Below are 21,568 nucleotides of genomic sequence, written 5' to 3' on the forward strand. Positions count from 1 at the left end.
GACCCTAGGGCAGCCGGTTTGGGCCGACAATCGCCTAAACCGCGTTTCAAAGGGGCAGGGGGGCATCCCGTTTCGGTTGGTCCATGACGATCTGGCTTTGGACACGCGCGACCGCTGCATGGGGCAGCAGCATCTTGTGCACCAGGTCATTCAACGCGCCGAGGTCGGCGCACCAGACCCGCAGCAGGTAATCTGCCTCTCCGGTCAGCGTCCAGACCGAGGTGACGCGCGGCTCCGCCTCCAGCAGCCGCAGAAAGGCGCGGGCCCCTTCGGGCGCGTGGCTTGCCATCTGAACCTGCACGAAGGCTTGCACGTCCAGTCCGACGCGCGCCGGATCGAGCCGGGCAACGGTCTGTCCGATGACGCCGTCCGCCTCCAGCCGCGCGCGGCGACGTCCGGTCTGAGAGGTCGACAGGCCGAGGGCGCGGCCAAGCGCCTCCGCTGTTTGTGTCGCGTCCCGTTGCAGAAGTCGCAGCAAGTTCCGGTCCAGATCGTCCATGACAGCTACCTTGCGCAAATACCGCACCAATGCGGTATGAAGCGACAATCACCCGCATATCCGGGGCCGTCAACGCTCATAAATGCGCAATCGGGGCCCGCCATGCCTGCTATTTAAGGTCAAACACAGGAGATATGCCCATGGGACCTTTCCCCCACGACGCCCCCTACGCCGAAATATCTGCCGACAATCCCGCCGGAACCGACGGCTTTGCCTTCGTCGCCTTCGCACACGAGGATCCGCAGCAGCTGCGCGATGTGTTCACGCGACAGGGATACACCCATGTCGCCACACACAAGTCCAAGCCGGTGGAGGTCTGGCAGCAAGGCGACATCAGCTATCTTATCGACGCGACGCCCGACGGGCACGCGATGGAGTTTGTCGCCGAACATGGCCCCTGCGCACCTGGTATGGGATGGCGCGTCGCCGACGCGCAGCACGCGCACGACCATGCGGTCGCCAAGGGCGCTACATCCTATGACGGGCCGGGCAAGGTCATGGACGTGCCGGCGATCGTGGGCATCGGGGGCAGCCTGATCTACTTCATCGACCAGTATCGCGACGCCAGCCCCTTCAACGCCGAATTCGACTGGATCGCCAAAGCGCATCCCGCCGGCGTCGGGTTCCATTATCTCGATCATCTGACGCACAACGTCCACAAGGGGAACATGGACAAGTGGTTCCACTTCTACGGTGATCTGTTCAACTTCCGTGAGATCCGGTTCTTCGACATCAAGGGCAAGTATTCAGGCTTGCTCAGCCGGGCGTTGACGTCGCCCTGCGGCCGTATCCGCATCCCGATCAACGAGGATCGGGGTGAGACCGGGCAGATCGTCGAATACCTCAAACGCTACAACGGCGAAGGGATACAGCATATCGCCGTCGGCGCGCACGACATCTATGCTGCCGTCGACGCAATCGCCGAACGCGGCGTGACCTTCATGCCCAAACCGCCCCAGGCCTATTACGATCAAAGCCGGGATCGGGTGTCGGACCACGAAGAACCGCTGGACCGGATGGCGCGGCACGGCATCCTGATCGACGGGGAAGGGGTCATCGACGCCGACGGCGGGGAGCGGGAAACGCGCATTCTTCTCCAGATATTCTCGAAGACCTGCATCGGGCCGATCTTCTTCGAATTCATCCAACGCAAGGGCGACGACGGCTTCGGCGAAGGTAATTTCAAAGCCCTGTTCGAGTCGATCGAGGCGGACCAGGTGGCGCGCGGCGTCCTGTCTCCCTCCTGACGTCGGTGGAAGACCCGTCACGCTTTGGAAATGTAAGGAACCTTCCAGCGCGGCTACGGTTGATTCAGTGACCGCACCGATTGGCGGGTGTTCAACCACACCCACCTTCCCCTGCTCCGGTCGTCTTCCGGTGGTTGTGCGGTGCGGGAGGCGATTGTTGAGCGACACCCCGGCCCCGTCAAACGGGTCGGGGTGTTCGTCCTTCAGGCCGGGACCGACGCGCGCGCCACCGCGACCCGGCGGCGCACGAATGCTGCCAGGAACAGACCCGTCAGAACCAGCACGATCGTCGGGGCCGGCGCACTGTCCAGAAAAAAGCTGGCATAGATGCCCGTCACCATGGCCCCTGTGCACACAGCGGTCGCCACGATCAGCATCCGCCCGAAGCTGCGCGTGATCAGGAACGCGATGGCCCCCGGCGTCACCAGCAGCGCGACGGCCAGAATCAACCCCACGGCCGTCAGCACCGCAACCACCACCAGCGACAGAATCGTCAGAAGGCCGTAGTGCAGCAGATTGGTGTTCAGCCCCGCCGCCTGCGCCTGCGCCGGATCGAAGGCGTGAAGCAGGAAGTCGCGCCACTTGACCGCGAAGACGGCGACGACCGGCACCGAAATCGCAAGCCCGGTCCACAGGTCCTGCGCCCCGACGCCCAGCATGTTGCCGAACAAGATGTGGTCCAGATGAGCGTCCGTCGGGAACGCCACGAAAAGGATCAATCCAACGGCGAACATTCCCGAAAACACGACGCCCATCACGGTGTCGCGTTTCACGCGACTGTTTTCGGCCAGATACCCGGTCAGCAGGGAGCATGACATTCCAGCGGCGAAGGCCCCGACGATCAGCGGCCAGCCCAGCAGATAGGCCAGCACCACGCCCGGCAGGATCGCGTGGCTGACCGCATCGCCCATCAGCGCCCAGCCCTTGAGCACCAGAAAGCACGACAGCATGGCCGCCGCAGGCGACACGATCAGCGCGATCAGAAAGCCGTTTTGCATGAACGGGAACTGGAACGGCAAAAGAAGCGTGTCGATCATCCCCGCGCCTCCGCCGATCTGCGCCGTGCCGCCAAAAGGCCGTGCGTCGGCGCAAAGACGAACGCTATCAAGAAGATCGCGGTCTGAAGTGCGACGATGATGCCCCCCGTCGCCCCGTCAAGGAAGAAGCTGAGGTAGGCCCCGAAAAACGATGTGCCCGCCCCGATGCCGACCGACAGAACCAGAAGGCGCGGAAACCGATCGGTCAGCAGATAGGCGGTCGCCCCCGGCGTCACCACCATCGCGATGACAAGGAAGGCCCCCACCGTCTGCATCGCGGCCACGACGCTGGCCGACAGCAGCGTGAAGAACACCACCTTCAACAGGTCGGGGCGCAGCCCGATCGACCGCGCGTGGCTTTCGTCGAAGAAGGTGACCAGCAAGTCCTTCCATTTGAGCGTCAGGACGACGGCCGAAACGGTCCCGATGATGACCAGTTGCAGCGTATCCTCGGGCGTGATCGCCAGGATATTGCCCATGGTGATTGTCTGCACCGATACGGAAATCGGATTGAGCGACACCATGAACAAGCCAAGCCCGAAGAACGATGTGAAGATGATACCGATGATGACGTCTGGTTTCAGGCCGGAGCGGTCCGACAGGAACAACATCGCGGCCGCCGCCAGACCGCCCGAGATGAAGGCCCCGAAGGCGAAGGGCAGGCCCAGCAGGTATGCCCCGGCCACCCCCGGAACGACGGAATGGGACAGCGCGTCACCGATCAACGACCAGCCCTTTAGCATCAGGTAGCATGACAGAAACGCGCAGACGCCGCCCACCAGCGCGCTGACCCACATGGCGTTGACCATGTAGGAATAGGCGAAGGGTTCAAGCATCTTCGGGCGTATCCTCGTCCGTCTCGCGCTTTTCGCCGTACATGACGAAGGGCCGCTCGTCGTCGGTGATGATCCGCACTTCCCGCGTGTCGCCCGCGTCGTGGTGCAACTCGGTCCCGCCCAGCGTGAAATGGCGCAGGACGCCGCCGAACGCCTCTTCCAAGTTTTCGCGGGTATAGATTTCCTCGGTCAGACCGTAAGCCGTGACTGTCCCTTTCACCAGAACGGTATGATCGCAGAACTCCGGTACCGAGCCGAGGTTGTGGGTCGATACCAGCATCACCCGACCTTCGTCGCGCATCTCGCGCAGCAGGCCGATGATCTGTTCTTCCGTCTGAACGTCCACGCCGGTGAACGGCTCGTCCAGCAGGATGACCTGACCGTCCTGGGCCAATGCGCGGGCCAGGAACACGCGCTTGCGCTGTCCGCCCGACAGCTCCCCGATCTGGCGCTGGCGGTAGTCGGTCATGCCGACACGCGCCAGGGCGTCGGCCACTGCGGCGTGGTCGCGCGGCTTCGCGCGGCGCAGGAACCCCATGTGACCGTATCGGCCCATCATCACCACGTCTTCCACCAGCACCGGAAAGGCCCAGTCGACCTCCTCCGCCTGCGGAACATAGGCGACGACGTTCGCTTTCAGCGCCTCTCGCACGGTCCGACCCAGCAGTTTGATCTCGCCGCTGGCGGCCGGCACGAAGCCCATGATCGCCTTGAACAGCGTCGATTTGCCCGCGCCGTTCACGCCCACCAGTGCCGTCACGGTGCCTTTGGGAATGTGAAACGTCGCATCGCGCAGGGCGGTGTGTCCGTTGCGATAGGTGACTGTCACACCCGTGGCGTCAATGCCCCCGCCGTCGCTGACGTTGTTGATCATTCGGTCGCCGTCAGGCCAAGGGCCACCCGTTCGGCCGTGACGCGCAGCAGGTCCAGATAGGTCGGCACCGGCCCGTCCTCCTCCGACAGACTGTCCACGAACAAGTCCCCGCCATAGCGCGCGCCGGTTTCGCGGGCGACCTGCCGGGCGGGGTCGGTGTTCACCGTGCTTTCGCAGAACACGACCGGGATGTCGTTGTCGCGCACCCCGTCGATGACGCGGCGCACCTGCTGCGGCGTGCCCACGGCGTCGGCGTTGATCGGCCAGAGGTACATTTCCCGCAGGCCGAAATCGCGCGCGAGATAGCTGAACGCGCCTTCGCAGGTCACCAGCCAACGGCGGTCCGGCGGCACTTGGTCCAACGCCGCCCGCAGCGGGTCCAGCACGGCGGCGATGCGCGCCTTGTAGGCGATCGCGTTGGACGCATAGACCGACGCATTGTCCGGGTCGGCCCTAGACAGCGCGTCGCGGATATTGTCGACATAGATCATGGCCGACGCGGACCCCATCCAGGCATGCGGATTGGCGCGCCCTTCGTAAGCCCCTTCGGAAATCGCGATCGGTTCGATTCCGTCGCTAACGGTGGCGGCGGGAATGTCGCCCAGATTGTTCAGGAACTGCGCAAACCAAAGCTCCAGATTCAGGCCGTTCCACAGGATCAGGTCCGCATCCGACGCCGCCACCAGATCGCGGGGCGTGGGGGAATAGCCATGGATCTCCGCCCCCGGCTTGGTCACCGACACCACCTCTGCGGCGTCGCCCGCCACGTTGCGCGCCATGTCGGCAATGACGGTGAAGGTCGTCACGACCTTTAGCCGGTCGTCATCGGCATTGGCCGGGACGGCCAGCAGGATCGTCGCGGCAAGAAGGGTGCGGAACATCGAAAACCTGCGATTGAGAACTATTCGCAGAAGTGTTCTTCGCCCGCGAAATGTCAAGGGCCGCCCCACCGGGACGGCCCTTCCAAATCTAATATCGCGGCGATCAGTCGATCTTCGGCAGCAGCGTATCCAGCGACGCCTTGGCGTCGCCATAGAACATTCGCGTGTTGTCCTTGAAGAACAACGGATTCTCGATGCCCGAATACCCCGTGCCCTGACCGCGCTTGGACACGAAGACTTGCTTGGCCTTCCACACCTCAAGCACCGGCATCCCCGCGATGGGCGAATTCGGGTCATCCTGCGCGGCCGGATTCACGATGTCGTTGGATCCGATGACGATGACGACGTCGGTGGACGGGAAATCGTCGTTGATCTCGTCCATTTCCAGCACGATGTCATAGGGAACCTTCGCCTCGGCCAGCAGCACGTTCATGTGACCGGGCAGACGCCCCGCAACCGGGTGGATGGCAAACCGAACGGTCTTGCCCCTGGCACGCAACTTGCGCGTCAGTTCGGCGACGTTCTGCTGCGCCTGCGCCACCGCCATGCCATAGCCGGGCACGATGACGACGCTGTCCGCCTCGTTCAACGCGTTCGCCACGCCGTCCGCATCGATGGCGACTTGTTCACCCTCCACCGCCATCTGCTCGCCCGCCGGGCCGCCGAAGCCGCCCAGAATGACGGACACGAAGCTGCGGTTCATCGCTTTGCACATGATGTACGACAGGATCGCACCCGAAGAGCCGACAAGCGCGCCGACCACGATCAACAGGTCGTTTCCAAGGCTGAACCCGATCGCCGCCGCCGCCCAGCCCGAGTAACTGTTGAGCATCGATACCACGACCGGCATGTCCGCCCCGCCGATCCCCATGATGAGGTGGTAGCCAATGAAGAGCGCGGCCAGCGTCATGATGAAGAGCGGGAGGAACCCGCCGGTGTTGAAGTACCAGATCAACGCCAGCAGGGAGACACCCGCCGCCGCCGCGTTCAGCATGTGCCCACCCGGAAGCTTCTTGGCGGCCGAGTCGACCTTGCCGGCCAGTTTGCCATAGGCGATCACCGATCCCGTGAAGGTCACGGCCCCGATGAAGATGCCCAGGAACAGCTCGACGCGCAGGATGTTAAGTTCCACCGCCGTCTTCTTGGCGATCAACGATGCGAAAGTGCCCAGATCCCCCAGCAGGACAAGCGCTGTGGCGTTCACCGTCGGGTCCAGGGTGGGATCGACGCTGTTGGCGACAAGGCCGGCGACTCGCACCATCTCGAAATGCGCGATGAAGCCTACGAAAACGGCCGCCAGACCGACCAGACTGTGCATCGCCGCGACCAGTTCGGGCATCTGCGTCATCTGCACCTTGGTGGCCAGTTGATAGCCGATGACCCCGCCGATCGCGATCAGCACGATCGACAAAAGCCAAAGCCCCGCACCCGGCCCGATGATCGTGGCAAAGACCGCAAGCGCCATGCCCGCAATCCCGTACCAAACGGCGCGCTTGGCCGATTCCTGCCCCGACAATCCGCCCAGCGACAGGATGAAGAGAACGGCAGCGACCACATAGGCCGCAGTGGTGAATCCGTATTCCATTGCCGGTCCCCCTTAGGATTTTTGGAACATGGCGAGCATGCGCCGTGTCACGAGGAAGCCACCGAAGATGTTTATCCCGGCCATGAATACCGACAGCGCAGCCAGCAGGATCACCAGGAACGATCCCGATCCGATCTGCACAAGCGCACCTAGAATGATGATCGACGAAATCGCGTTCGTGACCGCCATCAGCGGTGTATGCAGCGAATGCGCGACGCCCCAGATGACCTGGAACCCGATGAACACCGACAGCACGAAAACGATGAAATGCTGCATGAAGCTGGCCGGCGCGAACAGACCGACGAACAGCAGGAGCGCGCCGCCGATGGCGATCAGGCCGACCTGATTGCGGGTCTGGGTCTTGAAGGCGGCAACTTCGGTCGCACGCGCTTCCTCCGCCGTTGGCACGATGACCTTCGCCTTGGGTTTGGCCGCGATCGCGGCGACCTTGGGCGGGGGCGGCGGCCAGGTGATCTCTCCCTCGTGGGTGATCGTGGCCCCGCGGATGACGTCGTCTTCCATGTCGTGGTGCACGACCCCATCCTTTTCGGGGGTCAGGTCCGCAATCATGTGACGGATGTTGTTGCCGTACAGCGTCGACGATTGCGTCGCCATGCGGCTGGGGAAATCGGTGTAGCCGACAATGGTCACGCCGTTGTCGGTGACGATCTTTTCCTCCGGCACGGTCAGTTCGCAGTTGCCGCCGCGCTCCGCCGCCAGGTCGATGATGACCGATCCGGGCCTCATCGCCTCGACCATGTCCCTGGTCCAAAGGACCGGGGCCGCGCGGTTCGGGATCAGCGCGGTGCAGATCACGATGTCGATCTCGGGGGCCAATTCGCGGAACTTGGCCAACTGCTTTTCCTGGAACGCCGGGCTGGACGGGGGCGCATAGCCGCCCGTTTCTGCTCCGTCGGGCAATTCGCTGTCGTCGAACTCCAGGAAGACGAACTCCGCGCCCATCGATTCGATCTGTTCAGCCACCTCGGGGCGCACGTCGAACGCATAGGTGATCGCGCCAAGTGATGTCGACGTCCCGATCGCGGCCAGACCGGCCACACCGGCCCCGACCACCAGAACCTTGGCGGGCGGCACCTTGCCAGCGGCCGTGACCTGCCCGGTGAAGAAGCGGCCGAAATTGTTGCCTGCCTCGATCACCGCGCGGTAGCCCGCGATATTCGCCATCGACGACAGCGCGTCCATCTTCTGCGCGCGCGAAATTCGGGGCACCATGTCCATGGCGATGGCGGTTGCACCCTTGGACTTCACCAGATCCATCAGCGCCTCGTTCGACGACGGATAGAAGAAGGAGATCAGCGTCTGGTCCTTGGTCAGGCGCTTGGCTTCCGTATCCGTGGGCGGGCGCACCTTGGCGACGATCTCCACCATCTTGAACAGGGCGGCGGGCGTCTTCATCACTTCGACCCCGGCCGCGCGATAGGCGTCGTCGGTGAACCCTGCGGGCACACCGGCGCCTGTCTCCACGAAGACTTCGTGCCCCAGCTTTTGCAGATGTCCCGCACTTTCGGGGGTGATGGCCACGCGGGCTTCGCCCTCATGTACCTCTTTCGGTGCGCCGATCTTCATTGCATGTTCCCCGTGGTGTTGGCGGTGTCGCCTTCTATCTGTGGTGCTACGGGGTCTCAAGGCAACAGACGTCGTTGCGACATTTTCTTAGCGGACGGAGCATGACGTTGGGTGATTTGAAGGGAAGACACGCGCTCGTCACCGGTGGCGGCACCGGAATCGGACGCGCCATCGCCGAAGCGCTGCTGGCCCGGGGGGCCGACGTCACGGTCACTGGGCGCCGGCTGGATGCGCTGCGCGACGTCGCGGGGGCGAACCCGATCGCGATGGACGTGACTGATCCGGCATCCGTCACCGACGGCATCGCCGCCGCGCGCGCCGCCCATGGCCCGATCCAGATCTGCATCGCCAATGCCGGCATCGCCGAAGGCGCATCCCTGCCCAAGACGGACGAGGCCATGTGGCGACGAATCATGGCGACCAATCTCGACGGCAGCTACCGCGTGATCCGCGCCTGTTTGCCCGACATGGCCGATTGGGGCCGCGTCATCGCCGTCAGCTCCATCGCGGGGCTCAAGGGGCTCAAGGGCGCGCCCGCCTACACCGCCTCCAAGCACGGGATGATCGGCCTGATCCGGGGGCTGGCGGCCGATCATCTGGGTCGCGGCGTGACGTTCAACGCGCTCTGCCCCGGCTATGTCGACACGGCCATCGTCACCGACAACACCACGCGTATCATGGACAAGACCGGCATGTCCGAGGCGGACGCCCGCGACATCATGGTGACCCAGAATCCGCACCGTCGCCTGATCGAGGTGGACGAAGTGGCCGAGGCTGCGCTGTGGCTGTGTTCGCACGGCGCGCGCAGCGTCAACGGTCAGACGATTCAGATCGCGGGCGGCGAATACTGACGGTCGCCGGATGCCGCGCGGCGTGACCCGAAAGCCGCCATGCGATGGAATACCGACCGGGCCGCCTTACATCCCCACCAAGATGCGCTCCCTATCGCGCAACACCCGCGCGCCGGAGGCCCGATGCTGAAAGACTATCCCCTGCGATACGAGCTTGCGAACGAGCTTCATGCCCGCCCCTTTCCAGCGGTGCAGATCGGGGCCGAAGCCGCCTACCTCGCCATCAAACGGCCCGAGGATGCCGCCAATCGCGACCGGTCCGCCGACCGCGCGCATCTGGTCGCCCTGCTCGACCGCTTCGGCGCGGACCACCCCAAACCCAACGCCACCCATTACTTCGGTGACGTCGGGCGGTTTCGGCTGAAATGGGAAAGCCATACCGAGTTCGTGACCTACACGCTGTTCGCCGACAAATTGTCTGACCGGCCGTTCGACGGGGAAATCTTCAAGGCCCTGCCGCAGGCCTGGCTTGCGGATGCGCCGGGTCAATTGCTGACCTCCATCCTTATTCGGATCGAGGAGGCGGGCGACGACATCCCCGAAAAGCTCAAGGATTGGTTCGTCCCCGAAAGTCTGGCCGCCTCCAGCGTTCTCGACGGACAGGCCACGATTGCAGGGGATTTCCGCATCGACGCGGGCGGACACCTGCGGTTCGCCCTGTTTCCGCAGGCAGGCACCGGCCGCCGCCGCGTCGGTCGGATCGTTCAGCGCCTGTGCGAGATCGAGACATACAAGACCATGTCTATGCTGGCCCTGCCGCGCGCGCGCGAACTGGGGGCCCGGCTGGGCGAGATGGATGCGCAGTTGTCCGACCTTGTCGGCGACCTGCGCCGCGCCGATTGCAACTCCGAAGCGACGCTGGAAAGCCTTCTGGCCATCGGGTCGGAGCTGGAAACGATGCTTGCCCGCTCCGCCTTCCGGTTCGGCGCGATGGACGCCTACACCGCCCTGGTCGAGCAGCGTATCGACGTCCTGCGCGAAGCCCGGATGGACGGGCGGCAGACCTTCGGCGAGTTCATGATGCGACGCTTCGATCCGGCCATGCGGACCTGCCGGTCGGTCGAAAAGCGCATGGGCGTGCTGGCCGAACGCGCCCGGCGCGCCGGCGACCTGCTTTCGACCCGCGTGAACGTCGAACGGGCCGATCAGAACCGTGAACTGCTGACCTCGATGGACGAGCGTGCGGGCCTGCAATTGCGCCTTCAACGCACGGTCGAGGGGCTGTCGGTCGTGGCGATCGGCTATTACGCCGTCAACCTCGTGACCTATCTCGTCTATCCCGTAGGGGCGGCCGCCGGGCTGTCGAAAGAGATGATTTCGGCGCTGACGGTCGTGCCGGTCGTCCTTCTGGTCTGGTGGATCGTCCGTCGCATCCGGGTCCGTGCCGAACGCTGACGCATGACGTCAGTCCAGCCGGATCAGGCTGCCCGCGCCCTCGCTGGTAAACAACTCCAGCAGCGCGGCATTAGCGACCCGCCCGTCCAGGATGACGACCGCGCGCACGCCCGCCTCCAGCGCGTCCAGCGCGGTCTCCGTCTTGGGGATCATTCCGCCCGCGATGGTACCGTCTGCCGTCATCTCGCGCACGCGCGCCGCCGTCAGCGCCGTCACGACCTCGCCCGACGCATCCTTCACTCCGGCCACGTCCGTTAGCAAAAGCAGGCGATCCGCCTTCAAGGCGCCGGCGATGGCCCCGGCGCAGGTGTCGCCGTTGATGTTGAACGTCTCGTCGTCGGCCCCCGTTCCGATGGGCGCGATCACCGGGATCATCTCGTCGCGGAACAGACTGTGCAGCAGGCGCGGGTCGACGGTCGTGGGCGTACCGACGAACCCCAACTCCGGGTCGGTTTGCACGCAGGTGATCATATCCGCGTCCTTGCCCGTCAGGCCGACGGCACGCCCCCCGGCGGTGTTGATCGCTTGGACGATCCGCTTGTTGATCTCTCCGGCCAGCACCATCTCGACCACCTGAAGCGTGTCCGCATCCGTCACGCGCTTGCCGCGCACGAACTGCGACGTCACGCCCAGCCGTTCCAGCATCGCGTTGATCATCGGTCCGCCGCCATGGATGATGACCGGGTTGATGCCCACCGTCCGCATCAGAACCACGTCGCGCGCGAAATTGGCCATCCCTTCGTCACTGCCCATGGCGTGACCGCCCAGCTTGATGACGACGACCGCGTCGTCATAGCGCGTCAGATAGGGCAGAGCTTCGTTCAAGGTGCGCGCGATGGCGGCATTGTCGCGGGTGGTCATGGCGTCCTGTTTCCTCATCGTCCGCGGCCTTCCGGGCTCACTCCATCGTGGCGATCGTGGCACGCAGCGTCGGAATGCCCCAGCCTTTTTCGCTGCTCGTCACGATCAGCTCTGGAAAGGCGGCGGGGTGTTTGGCCAAGGCGTCGCGCGTCTGGTCCAGCGCGCGCTCCCGCTCCGCGTCCTTCACCTTGTCGGCCTTCGTCAAAACCGTCTGGAACGGCACGGCTGACCGGTCGAGCAGCGTCATGATTTCCTCGTCCACCGCCTTTACGCCATGGCGACTGTCGATCAGGACGAACGCGCGGCGCAGTGACGGTCGCCCCGACAGATACGCCTTGAGCAACGCCTGCCATTTGGCAACGACGGCCACGGGCGCATTGGCAAAGCCATATCCGGGCAGGTCGACCAGATAATGGCTGTCGCCAAGCGTGAAATAGTTGATTTCCTGCGTCCGGCCCGGCGTGTTCGACGCGCGCGCCAGCGCCTTGCGCCCGGTCAGCGCGTTGATCAGCGACGATTTTCCGACGTTGGACCGGCCGGCAAAACAAACTTCCATCCGGTCCGCGGGCGGCATGCCGTCCATCGCGACGACGCCCTTCAGAAATTCGCCGCCCGTCGCGAACAATTTGCGACCGATCTCCTCGGTGTCGCGGTCGGGGGCATCGGCAACGGGAAAAGGCAGCTTCATATCCGTATCTCCGCACCGGGCGCGATCACGCCGCCCTCGATCACTTCGGCATAGATCCCGAAATCCTGATGGTCCCAAGTCCGCAACGTGCCAAGCGTATCGGCATCGCGGCGGCCCGTTTCGGGGTTGGCTTCCGTCGCACGGCACCGCGTGATCGGCTGGACCCCGCGCAATACCGCGTCGCCGATACGGAACGTCTGGTCCAGAAGGTCGAACTCTTCCCACGGTGCCAGACCGTCGATCCAAAGGTTTCCGCGCCAGCGGTGGATCGACAGATCGCGTCCCATCTTCTGCTCCACCGCCCGGTGCGTCGCTGTTGCATGAACGGAAACCCAGGCGTCGGGAACATCGGTGAACCCGGTTTCGCTGCTGACCACGCCGGTCGGTCGCGGCAGATCGTCGGGCCAGACCGGGTCGAGCCATTCGACGATTTTGGCCGCCTGATCGTCCGGCGTGACCGTCAGGTCAGGTCGCTTGGGATGGTGCAGCGTGACGGTCATCGTCGCCTCGTCCAACGCTGCCGTGATCGCCATCAGGCCCGGCCCGCTGACCCCGCGCAGGAAGTTCGCCTTCTGCGCCCAGCCACCATCGATCGGCTTCGCATTTGCATGGGTCACGGCCCAGCGGCGATCGTGGGGCAGGGTGCGCCCCGCGGTCAGCGTGACGCGGCTCAGACGCTCCCGCCCGATGGCCTTGATCGGATGACGCCAGATCTGCGCCAGCGCGGGGCTCACGACTTGCCCTTGCCCTTCGGCGCTGTCTTGGCGGTATTGTCCGCATCGGCTTTCACCGGGGCCTTGTCCTTGCCGATCCCCGGTTCCTTGGCGGGGCCCTTCTTGAAGCCCGATTTGATATTGCCGAACAGATCCGGCTTCGACCCGTGGCTGCGCATGATCGAATACTGCTGAATGAATGTGATCGTATTGTTCGCGATCCAGTATACCACCAGGCCGCTGGCAAAGCTGCCCAGCATGAACATGAACACCCACGGCAGCCAGGCGAAGATCATCGCCTGCGTCGCGTCCGTGGGGGCCGGGTTCAGCTTCTGCTGCAGCCACATCGAAATGCCCAGCAGGATCGGCAGGATGCCGATGAACACCAGTGCAAGGATCGACGCGGGTTCGGGTGCCGCAAACGGCAGCAGGCCGAACAGGTTGAGGATCGAGGTCGGGTCCGGCGCGCTCAGGTCCTGAAAGGGCCCGAAGAACGCAGCGTGGCGCAGCTCGATCGTGACGAAGATCACCTTGTAGAGGCTGAAGAAGATCGGAATCTGCAACAGGATCGGCAGGCAGCCCGCAGCGGGGTTCACCTTGTTCTTCTTGTAAAGCTCCATCATCCCCTGCTGAAGCTTCTGTCGATCGTCGCCCGCCTTTTCCTTGAGCTTCTCCATCTCTGGCTGAAGCTCTTTCATCCGCGCCATGGAGACATAGGATTTGTAGGCCAGCGGCAGCAGGATCGCCTTGATCCCAAGGGTCAGAACGATGATCGCGATGCCCATGTTGCCGATCAGCGCGTTCAGGAAATGCAGGGCTGCAAAGATCGGCTTGGTCAGGAAAAAGAACCAGCCCCAGTCGATGGCGTCGATGAACCCGGGCACACCGTCGTCGTTCTGGTAATGGCGGAGTTCTTCCCATTCCTTGGCCCCGGCAAAGACCTTGCTGTCCGACGCCGCCGTGCCGCCCGCGGCGACCTCGACCACCGGCAGGCGCGTCTCGGTCTGGTAGATGTCGGCACCGGGGACATATTTCACCACCGTCGTCGCGGTCGTCTCGACGTCAGGGATCAGGGTCGTCATCCAGTATTTGTCGGCGAACCCGATCCAACCCTCTTCGGTGATGGCATAGCTTTCCATCGGGGCCGCTTCGGCCGGGTTCACATCCAGATCGACCATGTCGTCATATTCGATCCGTTCGACGATGCCATCGGCATGGGCCACGACGCCTTCGTGGCTGATGAAGAAATTCTCGACATCCGGTTCCCCGTGCCGCGCGATCTGAGCGTAGGGAAACAGGCGCACCGATGTCCCGGTCGTGTTTTCGACGGCCTGCGTGACCGAGAACATGAAATCGTCATCGACCGAAATCGTCTTGGTGAACACCAGGCCATCGCCATTGTCCCATGTCAGGACCAGCGGCGCGTCGGGGGTCAGCACGCCACCGTCGGGGGCCGACCAGATGGTCTGCGGTGTCGGTACGGCGTCATTGGCCAAGTCGCCCGCGGGCACCCAGCCGTGCAGCGCATAGTACGCATTGGGCGCGCTGGCCGGCGACAGAAGGGTCACGATCGGAGAGTCGTCGTCCAGCGTTTCGCGGTATCCCTTCAGCGACAGATCGTCGATCCGCCCACCGGTCAGAGAGATGGAGCCGGTCAGGCGCGGCGTATCGATCGCGATCCGGTCGGTGCCCGCGATGGCCGTCGCGCGGGTTTCCGTGGGGTCGGCGGCTACGCTGCCGGGCACGACCGTCGTGCCGCCGGGTGTTGCGGGTGGGGCGACAGTGGTTGCGGCGACGCCATCGGACGTCGGCGTGTCGCCGGGCACCTGCGCGTCGGGTGGAAAGACCAAAAACCAGATCAGAAGAACCGCCGCGCTGAGCACGGTGGCAAGGATGAGATTCTTGTTCTGATCGTCCATAAAAGACCTGTCACGCGCGGATGGGAGGTTGCGCGCCGTTCAACAGACCGCAGTCCGGAAGGTCAAGGCGAAAGCGGCCCGGCGCACCGGTGGCGCCATTTCGCGTTGACCCCGAACCAAGGACGTCGATCCGGAGCGCGCCGCCGTCGCCCGGACCCACGGATCAGTCGGCGACGTCGCCGATCACGCCGATCCCTGCGTCCGCATCAGCCGCAGGCGGTCGTCCTGTCCTACGGGCCGGTTGTTGGCCCAGATAACGGTATCCTCGAAGGGCATGGGCTTGGCGATGCCGAAGCCCTGCACATGAGGACAGCCCATCTCGGCCAACGTCGCCTGTTCTTCGGGGGTCTCGACCCCCTCGGCCAGCGTCTCGATCGACAATCGCTCGGCCAGGCCGAGGATCGCGGCGACTACATCGCGCTTTCGTGCGTTGCGGTCGATCTCCTGGATGAAACTTCGGTCGATCTTGATACGGTGGACGCCGAACTGCGCGATGTGGGCGATCGACGCGGCACCGGTTCCGAAATCGTCGAGGTCGAGGCGGAAACCGGCATCGCGCAAAGCGTTGATGTTGCGGACGATCGTCTCGTCTCCGTCGCGCAGCGTGACCGTTTCCAGAATCTCGATCGCAATGCGTTCCGGCGCGATATCATGTCGGTCCACCTGCCACAGGATCCGCTCGGCCAGGCGGGGGTCGGTCAGTTGTTCCAACGACACATTTACCCCTACACACGGAACGCTGATGCCCGTTCTATCCCATTCGATCAGCGCCAGAATACTGGCCCGCAGGATGACGTCACCCAGATCGGCGGAGCGTCCGGTGGCGGCGATCGGACCCAGAAACTGTGCCGGGGACAGCACGCCCAACTCTGGATGGTGCCAACGTGCAAGGGCCTCGAACCCCGCAATCCTGCCGGTCCGTGTATCGACCTGCGGCTGGAACCAGGGGCGGATCTGACCGTCGGCCAGCGCATCCTCGATTTGCGATGTCAGCGTCTGATCGATCTCGACCTGGGTCTGGATATCCGCATTGAAGGCGCGGACGGCGTCGTTTCCCTGCCGCCGTGCGATGCGCAGCGCGCAATCCGCGGCGGCCATGATCGCGGCCCCGGTACGGGCAGGGGCCATCGCCTCCGAACAGATCCCGATGCAGCAATGAACCCTGACGGACCGCCCCTCGACCGAGATCGGCTCCGCGACGGCGGCCTGTATGCGGTCGACGAGCCCCATCAACACGTCCAGGTCGGCCCGCCGCGTCGGGGCCAAGACGACCATCATGCCGCGATCGCCAGTTCGCAGCACCCGGTCCTGCCCGCGCAATGTTGCACCGATGCGCTGCACCATCCGATCCATGATCTTGTCTTCGGCATCGACGCCCCAGCCGCCGTCGGCGATCAGCAGGTCGTTGATCTCCACATGCAGGGCTGCGGTGGTCCGTCGCCGCCGCGCGCAATCGTCCAGAACGGCATCGATATGCGCCTGCGTCGCCGTTCGCCCCACCATTTGGCCCTTGGCGGTGTCGATATCCAGCCACGCCCGGACACGCGGGCGGCCGTGCAAGTTCAGCGCGAGAAAAAGTGGAAGCACGATGACCAAAACCATCGCAACGGCATCCTGTCCCAGCGTCCAGGCCAGCGCGGCCGCCACCGGAAACAGCATCATCCAGTCGATTCGACGGATCGTCGCCGCGGCCTTTCGACTATGGTGCCGCCACAGTCCGGTCTGATGTGCCATTGCACCCTCCGATTGGTATCGCGGCCATGGATAGCTCTCCCGGAGTCAACCGATCCTTAACGAAGGTCGGGAATTTCGCTCGAATTATCATCGTTTGGCCCGGCATCCGCGGCCACCATCCCCGCGAAGTCGAACAGCGCGGGATCGAGCATATGTGACGGGCTCACGTGGCCGAGCGCTGCGAACATGCCGGCCCGCCGCCCCGGCACCCGCGCTTCCCACTCGTCCAGCATTCGCTTGATGACCTGCCGTTGCAGCCCGTCCTGCGATCCGCACAGGTCGCAAGGGATGATGGGATAGGCCATCGCCCGCGCGAACGCCGCGCAGTCGGCTTCGGCCACATGGGCCAGCGGGCGCAGCAGCGTCAGGTCGCCTTTGTCGTTCCGCAGTTTCGGCGGCATCGTCGCGATCTTGCCGCCGTGGAACAGGTTGAGAAAAAACGTCTCGAGGATGTCGTCGCGGTGATGCCCCAGCACGACGGAGGTGCATCCCTCCTCGCGCGCCACGCGGTATAGGTTTGCCCTCCGCAGCCGCGAACACAGCGCGCAATACGTCCGCCCCGCCGGCACCTTGTCGACAACCACGGAGTAGGTGTCGCGGTATTCGATCCGGTGCGGCACACCCATCCGCTCCAGGAAATCGGGCAGAACCGTCGCCGGGAACCCCGGCTGCCCCTGATCCAGATTGCACGCGATCAGATCCACCGGCAGCAGGCCACGCCAATGCAGCTCGGTCAGAACGGCAAGCAGGGTATAGCTGTCCTTGCCCCCCGACAAACACACCAGCCACTTCGCGCGCGGCGTATTCGGGGCCCGGTCGACCATGGCGTATCGGTCGATCGCCTCGCGCGTTTCGCGGACCAGACGCTTGCGCAGTTTTCGAAACTGCGTGGTCTTCGGTGCGCCGTGGAACAGCGGATGGATATCCTGGCCGGTGCCGGTCGGGGGAAGGAGGGTGTCGGGCATGGCGCGGCCTTCGTGGATGCAAGCCCGCCCCCCGTATCAAGTCAGGGGGCGGGCTGCCACTAAAGCCGGAACCGACGATGCAGATCGGACGGCGCGGCCGGGTGGGGCGGCAGTCCGATGTCGCGGCGCAACCGGTCTGGCAGGTCGCGCAAGTCCGGCGGCCGCGCGGTGGGCCGCAGCAGCGCGCGCAGCGCGGCCCAAAGGACGCGTGTGGCACCGTGCCGGTCGATCGCATCGTCGATCAGCGTGGGCGTCGGGGGCGGAGACAGGCGAAGGGCAGTCATGGAACATCTCCCGGCGGGGCCGGGCCTCTGATTCGGAGTCTGGGAATGCCCGAGGTGCAAGGACCCACCGGTGGCGGGCATCGTGCGTTGGGGCGTGGGGGAAGACCGCCGTCAGGCGGACCGGGTCAGCAGCGGCGCGCGGCGACCATGGACCACGGGGCAAGGGCGGGTGCGAACGGATACGTCATGACAGCCCTCCCTGATGTGCGTGGCTGGCGATGGCATACCGACCGGGCGCGAGTCGCCGAAGCGTTTTCTTCCCCTACGTCACCGTCGGCGGAAATCCACTCAATCGGGAACGTTGTCGATGCCCGATCCGCCCCAGGGGCGACACCGCCCGATGCGGCGCAGGGCCAGCCAGCCGCCTTTCAGTCCGCCGTGTTTCTCCAACGCTTCCAACGCATAGACGGAACAGGTCGGCTGGAACCGGCAGTTGTGGCCGACATGGGCGGAAAAGACCGCGCGATAGGCATGGACCGGCCAGGACATGACGCGGGCCAGGGGGGTCACCGGCGCGGCTCCCTGGGGCGTCCAACCTGTGCCTTGCCGGAATGGGCCTTGTCGATCGCGCGGCGCAGGTCTTCGCGCATCGCCGCGAAATCCCGCGCGGCGGTCGTCCCGGCCCGCCCGATCAGGACATAATCCCAGCCGGGTCGGGCCAGCGCCGGCAAGTCCAGCCGCGCGATTTCCCGCAACCGTCGCTTGGCGCGGTTGCGCGCGACGGCGTTGCCGACCTTCTTGGAACAGGTGAATCCGACACCGACCGCGGGGTCGTCGTCACCCCGGTCGCGCGCCTGAAGCAGGAACGCACCCGCCGGAACGCGCAGCGCGCGGTTCATCGCAAGGAACTGCGCGCGCACCTTCAGAACACGCAAAGACGCCGGAGAGGCAGGCCCCTCCGGCGTCGAAACCGTGTCAACCGTCAAGCGATTTACGCCGACAGGGACTTCCGGCCGCGGGCGCGGCGGGCATTCAGAATTCTACGGCCGGCCTTGGTGGCCATGCGCGCGCGGAAACCGTGGCGCCGCTTGCGGACCAGGTTCGAGGGCTGAAAGGTGCGCTTCATCGCATTCTCTCCGACTTGGATTGGGCCGGATCCATAGGTGAATCGACGACCGGATAAACTGGAAGCCGTCCCCTAGGATAGGCCGCGGGGGCTGTCAACGGCACCTTTGGAACCGACCGGCGATTTCTGCGCTGTAACATCGCGTCCCGGCGCATGCGACGATCCTGAAACAATCGGGCCCCTGCGCCCGCGCGCCGCACACGCCCCCTCAAGTGCGCGTGAGGGGGGATATCCCGCAGCCGCCGCAACGTTCATGCCCTGATCCAACAGCGGATCGCGCCAACCCCGGCCCCCGCGCCCTTTACAGATCGGACCGAAACCTTGACCGATGGCACCATGACCCCTGATGACAAATCTCGCGGCACCTTTGCCCGTTACCTTCCCATCGCGACGATTCTGTTGGTTGCGGGCTTGGGCGCGTTCTTCCTGCGCGACTATCTCAGCTTTCAGACGCTGGCCGACAACCGCGAGGCGCTGATCGCCTTTCGCGATGCCAACTATATTTTGACGGCTCTGGTCTTCGTGCTGGTCTATGTCGCCATCGTCGGATTCTCCCTGCCCGGCGCGGCGATCGCCACGCTGACGGGCGGTTTTCTGTTTGGCCTGTTCCCCGGCGTGCTTTTCAATGCGGTGGCCGCGACCACCGGGGCCACCGGCATTTTCCTGGCCGCCAAGCATGGCTTCGGCGACAGGCTCGCCGCCAGGATGGATGCGTCCGGCGGGGCGGTGAAGAAGCTCAAGGACGGTATTCAGGAAGATGAGACCTCGTATCTCTTCATCATGCGCCTCGTCCCGGCCGTTCCGTTCTTCGTCGCCAATCTGGTGCCAGCCTTCGTGGGGGTCGGTTTGCGCAAATTCGTGCTGACCACGTTCTTCGGCATCCTGCCCGGCGGCCTCGTCTACACGTGGGTCGGCGCCGGCCTGGGGGAGGTTTTCGCCCGGGGCGAGACGCCCGACTTCGGCATCATCTTCGAGCCGCAGATCCTCGGCCCGATCCTCGGCCTGGCCGCGCTGGCCTGCCTGCCGATCATCATCAAGAAATTCCGCAAGCAAAAGGGGGCCTGAGCGATGAACTCTCTGAACACGCCCGACACGATGCTGCGCGCAAAGGATTCCACCATGGAAGATATCAAGACAGACGTGCTGGTGATCGGCGCGGGCTCGGCCGGGTTGTCCTTCGCCGCGGGTGCCAGCCAGATGGGGGCCGACGTGACCCTGCTGGAAGGTCACAAGATGGGCGGCGACTGCCTCAACTTCGGATGCGTGCCGTCCAAGGCACTGATCGCAGCCGGCAAGCAGGCCCATGCCATGCGCACGGGCCGCAAATACGGCGTCAAACCCGTCACGCCCAAGGTCGACTACGCCGATGCCAAACGCCACGTCCACCACGCGATCGACACGATCGCTCCGGTCGACAGCCAGGAACGGTTCGAAGGGTTCGGCGTCCGCGTCATCCGCGAATACGGGGCCTTCGTCGACCGCGACACCGTCGTCGCCGGCCAATATCGCATCACCGCGCGTCGCATCGTGATCGCCACCGGGTCGTCGCCGCTTGTGCCGCCGATTCCCGGTCTCGACACGGTGCCCTATTACACGAACGAGACTATCTTCGACCTGATGGAGCAGCCCAAGCATCTCTTGATCGTCGGGGGCGGCCCCATCGGGATGGAGATGGCGCAGGCGCACGTCCGGCTGGGCTGCAAGGTCACCGTGATCGAGGCCGGCAAGGCCATGGGCAAGGATGACCCCGAACTGGCCGAAATCGTGCTGCGCAACCTGCGCGCCGAAGGCGTCGAAATCGTCGAGGGGGCCAAGGCCGACCGGATCGCGGGCAAAGCCGGAGCGATCACGGTCCACACCGACACGGGCGATCACACCGGCACGCATCTTCTGATGGCGGTCGGGCGCAAGGCCAACATCGACCGCCTCGACCTGGGCAAGGCGGGGGTCAGGCACGATCGCGCGATCAAGGTCGGGGCCGACCTGCGCACGTCCAACCGCAAGGTCTATGCCGTCGGCGACGTGACCGGCGGACTTCAGTTCACCCATGTCGCCGGCTACCACGGGGCCACCGTGATCCGTCCCATCCTGTTCGGTTTGCCCGCCAAGGCACGCACCGATCACATCCCATGGGCCACCTACACCGACCCCGAACTGGCGCAGGTCGGCCTGACCGAGGCGCAGGCCCGAGCCAAGCATGGCTCCGCGCTGGAGGTGCTGCGGTTCGAATACGACGAAAACGACCGCGCCATCGCCGAAGGCAAGACCGACGGCCTGATCAAGGTGATGGTGGTCAAGGGCCGCCCCATCGGCGCGTCCATCGTCGGATCCCAGGCGGGCGAGCTCATCGGCCTCTGGGCGCTGGTCATCGCGAACCGGCTCAAGATCGGCGCGGTCGCCGCCATGGTCGCGCCCTATCCCACGCTCGGCGAGATTTCCAAACGCGCGGCCGGGCAGTACTACGTCCCCCGCCTGTTCCAAAGCGACCTCGTCAAGACGGTCGTCGGCCTTGTCCAACGCTACCTCCCGTGATCCCTACGTCCCGG

At 64.7% G+C, this 21,568-nt stretch carries 22 protein-coding genes; 5 read left to right on the forward strand and 17 right to left on the reverse strand.

Features of this window, described 5'->3' with window-relative positions:
* Positions 1 to 46: 46 nt before the first annotated feature.
* Positions 47 to 499, reverse strand: a complete 453-nt coding sequence (locus tag JDO7802_RS10015) for an Lrp/AsnC family transcriptional regulator (protein ID WP_055085172.1) — start codon at positions 497 to 499, stop codon at positions 47 to 49.
* Between the two features lie 140 nt (positions 500 to 639).
* On the opposite strand from JDO7802_RS10015, the gene hppD reads away from it, so the two are divergent.
* Positions 640 to 1,746: a 4-hydroxyphenylpyruvate dioxygenase gene (hppD, locus tag JDO7802_RS10020; protein WP_055085174.1), complete on the forward strand. Its 1,107-nt coding sequence runs from the start codon at positions 640 to 642 to the stop codon at positions 1,744 to 1,746.
* A 203-nt stretch (positions 1,747 to 1,949) separates the two neighbouring features.
* On the opposite strand, the gene JDO7802_RS10025 is transcribed toward hppD, so the two are convergent.
* The 6 genes from JDO7802_RS10025 to JDO7802_RS10050 all read right to left on the reverse strand — a co-directional run bounded on the left by JDO7802_RS10025 (position 1,950) and on the right by JDO7802_RS10050 (position 8,546).
* On the reverse strand, positions 1,950 to 2,783 hold the full coding sequence (locus JDO7802_RS10025) for a metal ABC transporter permease (RefSeq protein WP_055085176.1): 834 nt from the start codon (positions 2,781 to 2,783) through the stop codon (positions 1,950 to 1,952).
* Positions 2,780 to 3,619, reverse strand: coding sequence for a metal ABC transporter permease (locus JDO7802_RS10030; protein WP_055085178.1), 840 nt, complete (start codon positions 3,617 to 3,619; stop codon positions 2,780 to 2,782). Before JDO7802_RS10030 ends, JDO7802_RS10025 begins: the two co-directional genes overlap by 4 nt.
* Positions 3,612 to 4,493 carry a manganese/iron ABC transporter ATP-binding protein gene (locus tag JDO7802_RS10035; protein ID WP_055085180.1) on the reverse strand — a complete coding sequence of 294 codons (882 nt, stop codon included), beginning with the start codon at positions 4,491 to 4,493 and terminating at the stop codon, positions 3,612 to 3,614. Before JDO7802_RS10035 ends, JDO7802_RS10030 begins: the two co-directional genes overlap by 8 nt.
* Positions 4,490 to 5,374 carry a metal ABC transporter substrate-binding protein gene (locus JDO7802_RS10040; protein ID WP_055085182.1) on the reverse strand — a complete coding sequence of 295 codons (885 nt, stop codon included), beginning with the start codon at positions 5,372 to 5,374 and terminating at the stop codon, positions 4,490 to 4,492. Before JDO7802_RS10040 ends, JDO7802_RS10035 begins: the two co-directional genes overlap by 4 nt.
* A 103-nt stretch (positions 5,375 to 5,477) precedes the next feature.
* Entirely contained in the window at positions 5,478 to 6,959 is a 1,482-nt protein-coding gene (locus tag JDO7802_RS10045; protein ID WP_055085184.1) for an NAD(P)(+) transhydrogenase (Re/Si-specific) subunit beta, read from the reverse strand.
* 12 nt (positions 6,960 to 6,971) lie between these two features.
* Complete coding sequence (locus tag JDO7802_RS10050) at positions 6,972 to 8,546, reverse strand: Re/Si-specific NAD(P)(+) transhydrogenase subunit alpha (RefSeq protein WP_055085186.1); 1,575 nt, start codon at positions 8,544 to 8,546, stop codon at positions 6,972 to 6,974.
* A 101-nt stretch (positions 8,547 to 8,647) separates the two neighbouring features.
* Here JDO7802_RS10050 and JDO7802_RS10055 point away from each other — a divergent pair, with 101 nt between their 5' ends.
* Both JDO7802_RS10055 and JDO7802_RS10060 read left to right on the forward strand, forming a co-directional pair.
* The gene (locus JDO7802_RS10055) at positions 8,648 to 9,397 is read left to right on the forward strand and encodes an SDR family NAD(P)-dependent oxidoreductase (RefSeq protein WP_055085188.1); all 750 of its coding nucleotides are present in this window, start codon (positions 8,648 to 8,650) and stop codon (positions 9,395 to 9,397) included.
* A gap of 123 nt (positions 9,398 to 9,520) precedes the next feature.
* Positions 9,521 to 10,792, forward strand: coding sequence for a DUF3422 family protein (locus JDO7802_RS10060; RefSeq protein ID WP_055085189.1), 1,272 nt, complete (start codon positions 9,521 to 9,523; stop codon positions 10,790 to 10,792).
* A gap of 9 nt (positions 10,793 to 10,801) precedes the next feature.
* On the opposite strand, the gene argB is transcribed toward JDO7802_RS10060, so the two are convergent.
* From argB to rpmH, 10 genes are all read right to left on the reverse strand, one after another.
* Positions 10,802 to 11,671, reverse strand: a complete 870-nt coding sequence (gene argB / locus JDO7802_RS10065) for an acetylglutamate kinase (RefSeq protein ID WP_055085191.1) — start codon at positions 11,669 to 11,671, stop codon at positions 10,802 to 10,804.
* Positions 11,672 to 11,690: 19 nt separating this feature from the next.
* The gene (yihA, locus tag JDO7802_RS10070) at positions 11,691 to 12,341 is read right to left on the reverse strand and encodes a ribosome biogenesis GTP-binding protein YihA/YsxC (protein WP_055085193.1); all 651 of its coding nucleotides are present in this window, start codon (positions 12,339 to 12,341) and stop codon (positions 11,691 to 11,693) included.
* On the reverse strand, positions 12,338 to 13,075 hold the full coding sequence (locus tag JDO7802_RS10075) for an MOSC domain-containing protein (protein ID WP_055085195.1): 738 nt from the start codon (positions 13,073 to 13,075) through the stop codon (positions 12,338 to 12,340). The genes yihA and JDO7802_RS10075 overlap by 4 nt, the downstream gene beginning before the upstream one ends.
* Positions 13,072 to 14,973, reverse strand: a complete 1,902-nt coding sequence (yidC, locus tag JDO7802_RS10080) for a membrane protein insertase YidC (RefSeq protein WP_083481123.1) — start codon at positions 14,971 to 14,973, stop codon at positions 13,072 to 13,074. Before yidC ends, JDO7802_RS10075 begins: the two co-directional genes overlap by 4 nt.
* 183 nt (positions 14,974 to 15,156) lie before the next feature.
* The gene (locus JDO7802_RS10085) at positions 15,157 to 16,707 is read right to left on the reverse strand and encodes a bifunctional diguanylate cyclase/phosphodiesterase (protein WP_055085197.1); all 1,551 of its coding nucleotides are present in this window, start codon (positions 16,705 to 16,707) and stop codon (positions 15,157 to 15,159) included.
* A gap of 56 nt (positions 16,708 to 16,763) precedes the next feature.
* Complete coding sequence (ttcA, locus tag JDO7802_RS10090) at positions 16,764 to 17,672, reverse strand: tRNA 2-thiocytidine(32) synthetase TtcA (RefSeq protein ID WP_055085198.1); 909 nt, start codon at positions 17,670 to 17,672, stop codon at positions 16,764 to 16,766.
* Positions 17,673 to 17,731: 59 nt separating this feature from the next.
* Positions 17,732 to 17,956, reverse strand: coding sequence for a hypothetical protein (locus JDO7802_RS10095; RefSeq protein WP_055085200.1), 225 nt, complete (start codon positions 17,954 to 17,956; stop codon positions 17,732 to 17,734).
* A 288-nt stretch (positions 17,957 to 18,244) separates the two neighbouring features.
* Positions 18,245 to 18,466, reverse strand: a complete 222-nt coding sequence (gene yidD / locus JDO7802_RS10100; protein WP_055085202.1) for a membrane protein insertion efficiency factor YidD — start codon at positions 18,464 to 18,466, stop codon at positions 18,245 to 18,247.
* Complete coding sequence (rnpA, locus tag JDO7802_RS10105; protein WP_438501642.1) at positions 18,463 to 18,831, reverse strand: ribonuclease P protein component; 369 nt, start codon at positions 18,829 to 18,831, stop codon at positions 18,463 to 18,465. Before rnpA ends, yidD begins: the two co-directional genes overlap by 4 nt.
* A gap of 56 nt (positions 18,832 to 18,887) precedes the next feature.
* Positions 18,888 to 19,022 carry a 50S ribosomal protein L34 gene (rpmH, locus tag JDO7802_RS10110; RefSeq protein WP_055085206.1) on the reverse strand — a complete coding sequence of 45 codons (135 nt, stop codon included), beginning with the start codon at positions 19,020 to 19,022 and terminating at the stop codon, positions 18,888 to 18,890.
* Positions 19,023 to 19,358: 336 nt separating this feature from the next.
* Between rpmH and JDO7802_RS10115 the strand changes: the two genes are divergently transcribed.
* On the forward strand, positions 19,359 to 20,087 hold the full coding sequence (locus JDO7802_RS10115) for a TVP38/TMEM64 family protein (RefSeq protein WP_055087198.1): 729 nt from the start codon (positions 19,359 to 19,361) through the stop codon (positions 20,085 to 20,087).
* A 54-nt stretch (positions 20,088 to 20,141) separates the two neighbouring features.
* Positions 20,142 to 21,554, forward strand: coding sequence for a dihydrolipoyl dehydrogenase family protein (locus JDO7802_RS10120; RefSeq protein WP_055087199.1), 1,413 nt, complete (start codon positions 20,142 to 20,144; stop codon positions 21,552 to 21,554).
* The last annotated feature ends 14 nt before the right edge of the window (positions 21,555 to 21,568 follow it).

The sequence above is a fragment of the Jannaschia donghaensis genome (genome assembly GCF_001403795.1).
GTDB classification, from domain to species: Bacteria; Pseudomonadota; Alphaproteobacteria; order Rhodobacterales; family Rhodobacteraceae; genus Jannaschia; species Jannaschia donghaensis.

What these genes read in the sequence shown, in the direction of transcription:
- JDO7802_RS10015 (WP_055085172.1), bottom strand. Translation starts at nt 499, where the DNA reads ATGGACGATCTGGACCGGAACTTGCTGCGACTTCTGCAACGGGACGCG.
- hppD (WP_055085174.1), top strand. Translation starts at nt 640, where the DNA reads ATGGGACCTTTCCCCCACGACGCCCCCTACGCCGAAATATCTGCCGAC.
- JDO7802_RS10025 (WP_055085176.1), bottom strand. Translation starts at nt 2,783, where the DNA reads ATGATCGACACGCTTCTTTTGCCGTTCCAGTTCCCGTTCATGCAAAAC.
- JDO7802_RS10030 (WP_055085178.1), bottom strand. Translation starts at nt 3,619, where the DNA reads ATGCTTGAACCCTTCGCCTATTCCTACATGGTCAACGCCATGTGGGTC.
- JDO7802_RS10035 (WP_055085180.1), bottom strand. Translation starts at nt 4,493, where the DNA reads ATGATCAACAACGTCAGCGACGGCGGGGGCATTGACGCCACGGGTGTG.
- JDO7802_RS10040 (WP_055085182.1), bottom strand. Translation starts at nt 5,374, where the DNA reads ATGTTCCGCACCCTTCTTGCCGCGACGATCCTGCTGGCCGTCCCGGCC.
- JDO7802_RS10045 (WP_055085184.1), bottom strand. Translation starts at nt 6,959, where the DNA reads ATGGAATACGGATTCACCACTGCGGCCTATGTGGTCGCTGCCGTTCTC.
- JDO7802_RS10050 (WP_055085186.1), bottom strand. Translation starts at nt 8,546, where the DNA reads ATGAAGATCGGCGCACCGAAAGAGGTACATGAGGGCGAAGCCCGCGTG.
- JDO7802_RS10055 (WP_055085188.1), top strand. Translation starts at nt 8,648, where the DNA reads ATGACGTTGGGTGATTTGAAGGGAAGACACGCGCTCGTCACCGGTGGC.
- JDO7802_RS10060 (WP_055085189.1), top strand. Translation starts at nt 9,521, where the DNA reads ATGCTGAAAGACTATCCCCTGCGATACGAGCTTGCGAACGAGCTTCAT.
- argB (WP_055085191.1), bottom strand. Translation starts at nt 11,671, where the DNA reads ATGAGGAAACAGGACGCCATGACCACCCGCGACAATGCCGCCATCGCG.
- yihA (WP_055085193.1), bottom strand. Translation starts at nt 12,341, where the DNA reads ATGAAGCTGCCTTTTCCCGTTGCCGATGCCCCCGACCGCGACACCGAG.
- yidC (WP_083481123.1), bottom strand. Translation starts at nt 14,973, where the DNA reads ATGGACGATCAGAACAAGAATCTCATCCTTGCCACCGTGCTCAGCGCG.
- JDO7802_RS10085 (WP_055085197.1), bottom strand. Translation starts at nt 16,707, where the DNA reads ATGGCACATCAGACCGGACTGTGGCGGCACCATAGTCGAAAGGCCGCG.
- ttcA (WP_055085198.1), bottom strand. Translation starts at nt 17,672, where the DNA reads ATGCCCGACACCCTCCTTCCCCCGACCGGCACCGGCCAGGATATCCAT.
- JDO7802_RS10095 (WP_055085200.1), bottom strand. Translation starts at nt 17,956, where the DNA reads ATGACTGCCCTTCGCCTGTCTCCGCCCCCGACGCCCACGCTGATCGAC.
- rpmH (WP_055085206.1), bottom strand. Translation starts at nt 19,022, where the DNA reads ATGAAGCGCACCTTTCAGCCCTCGAACCTGGTCCGCAAGCGGCGCCAC.
- JDO7802_RS10115 (WP_055087198.1), top strand. Translation starts at nt 19,359, where the DNA reads ATGACCCCTGATGACAAATCTCGCGGCACCTTTGCCCGTTACCTTCCC.
- JDO7802_RS10120 (WP_055087199.1), top strand. Translation starts at nt 20,142, where the DNA reads ATGGAAGATATCAAGACAGACGTGCTGGTGATCGGCGCGGGCTCGGCC.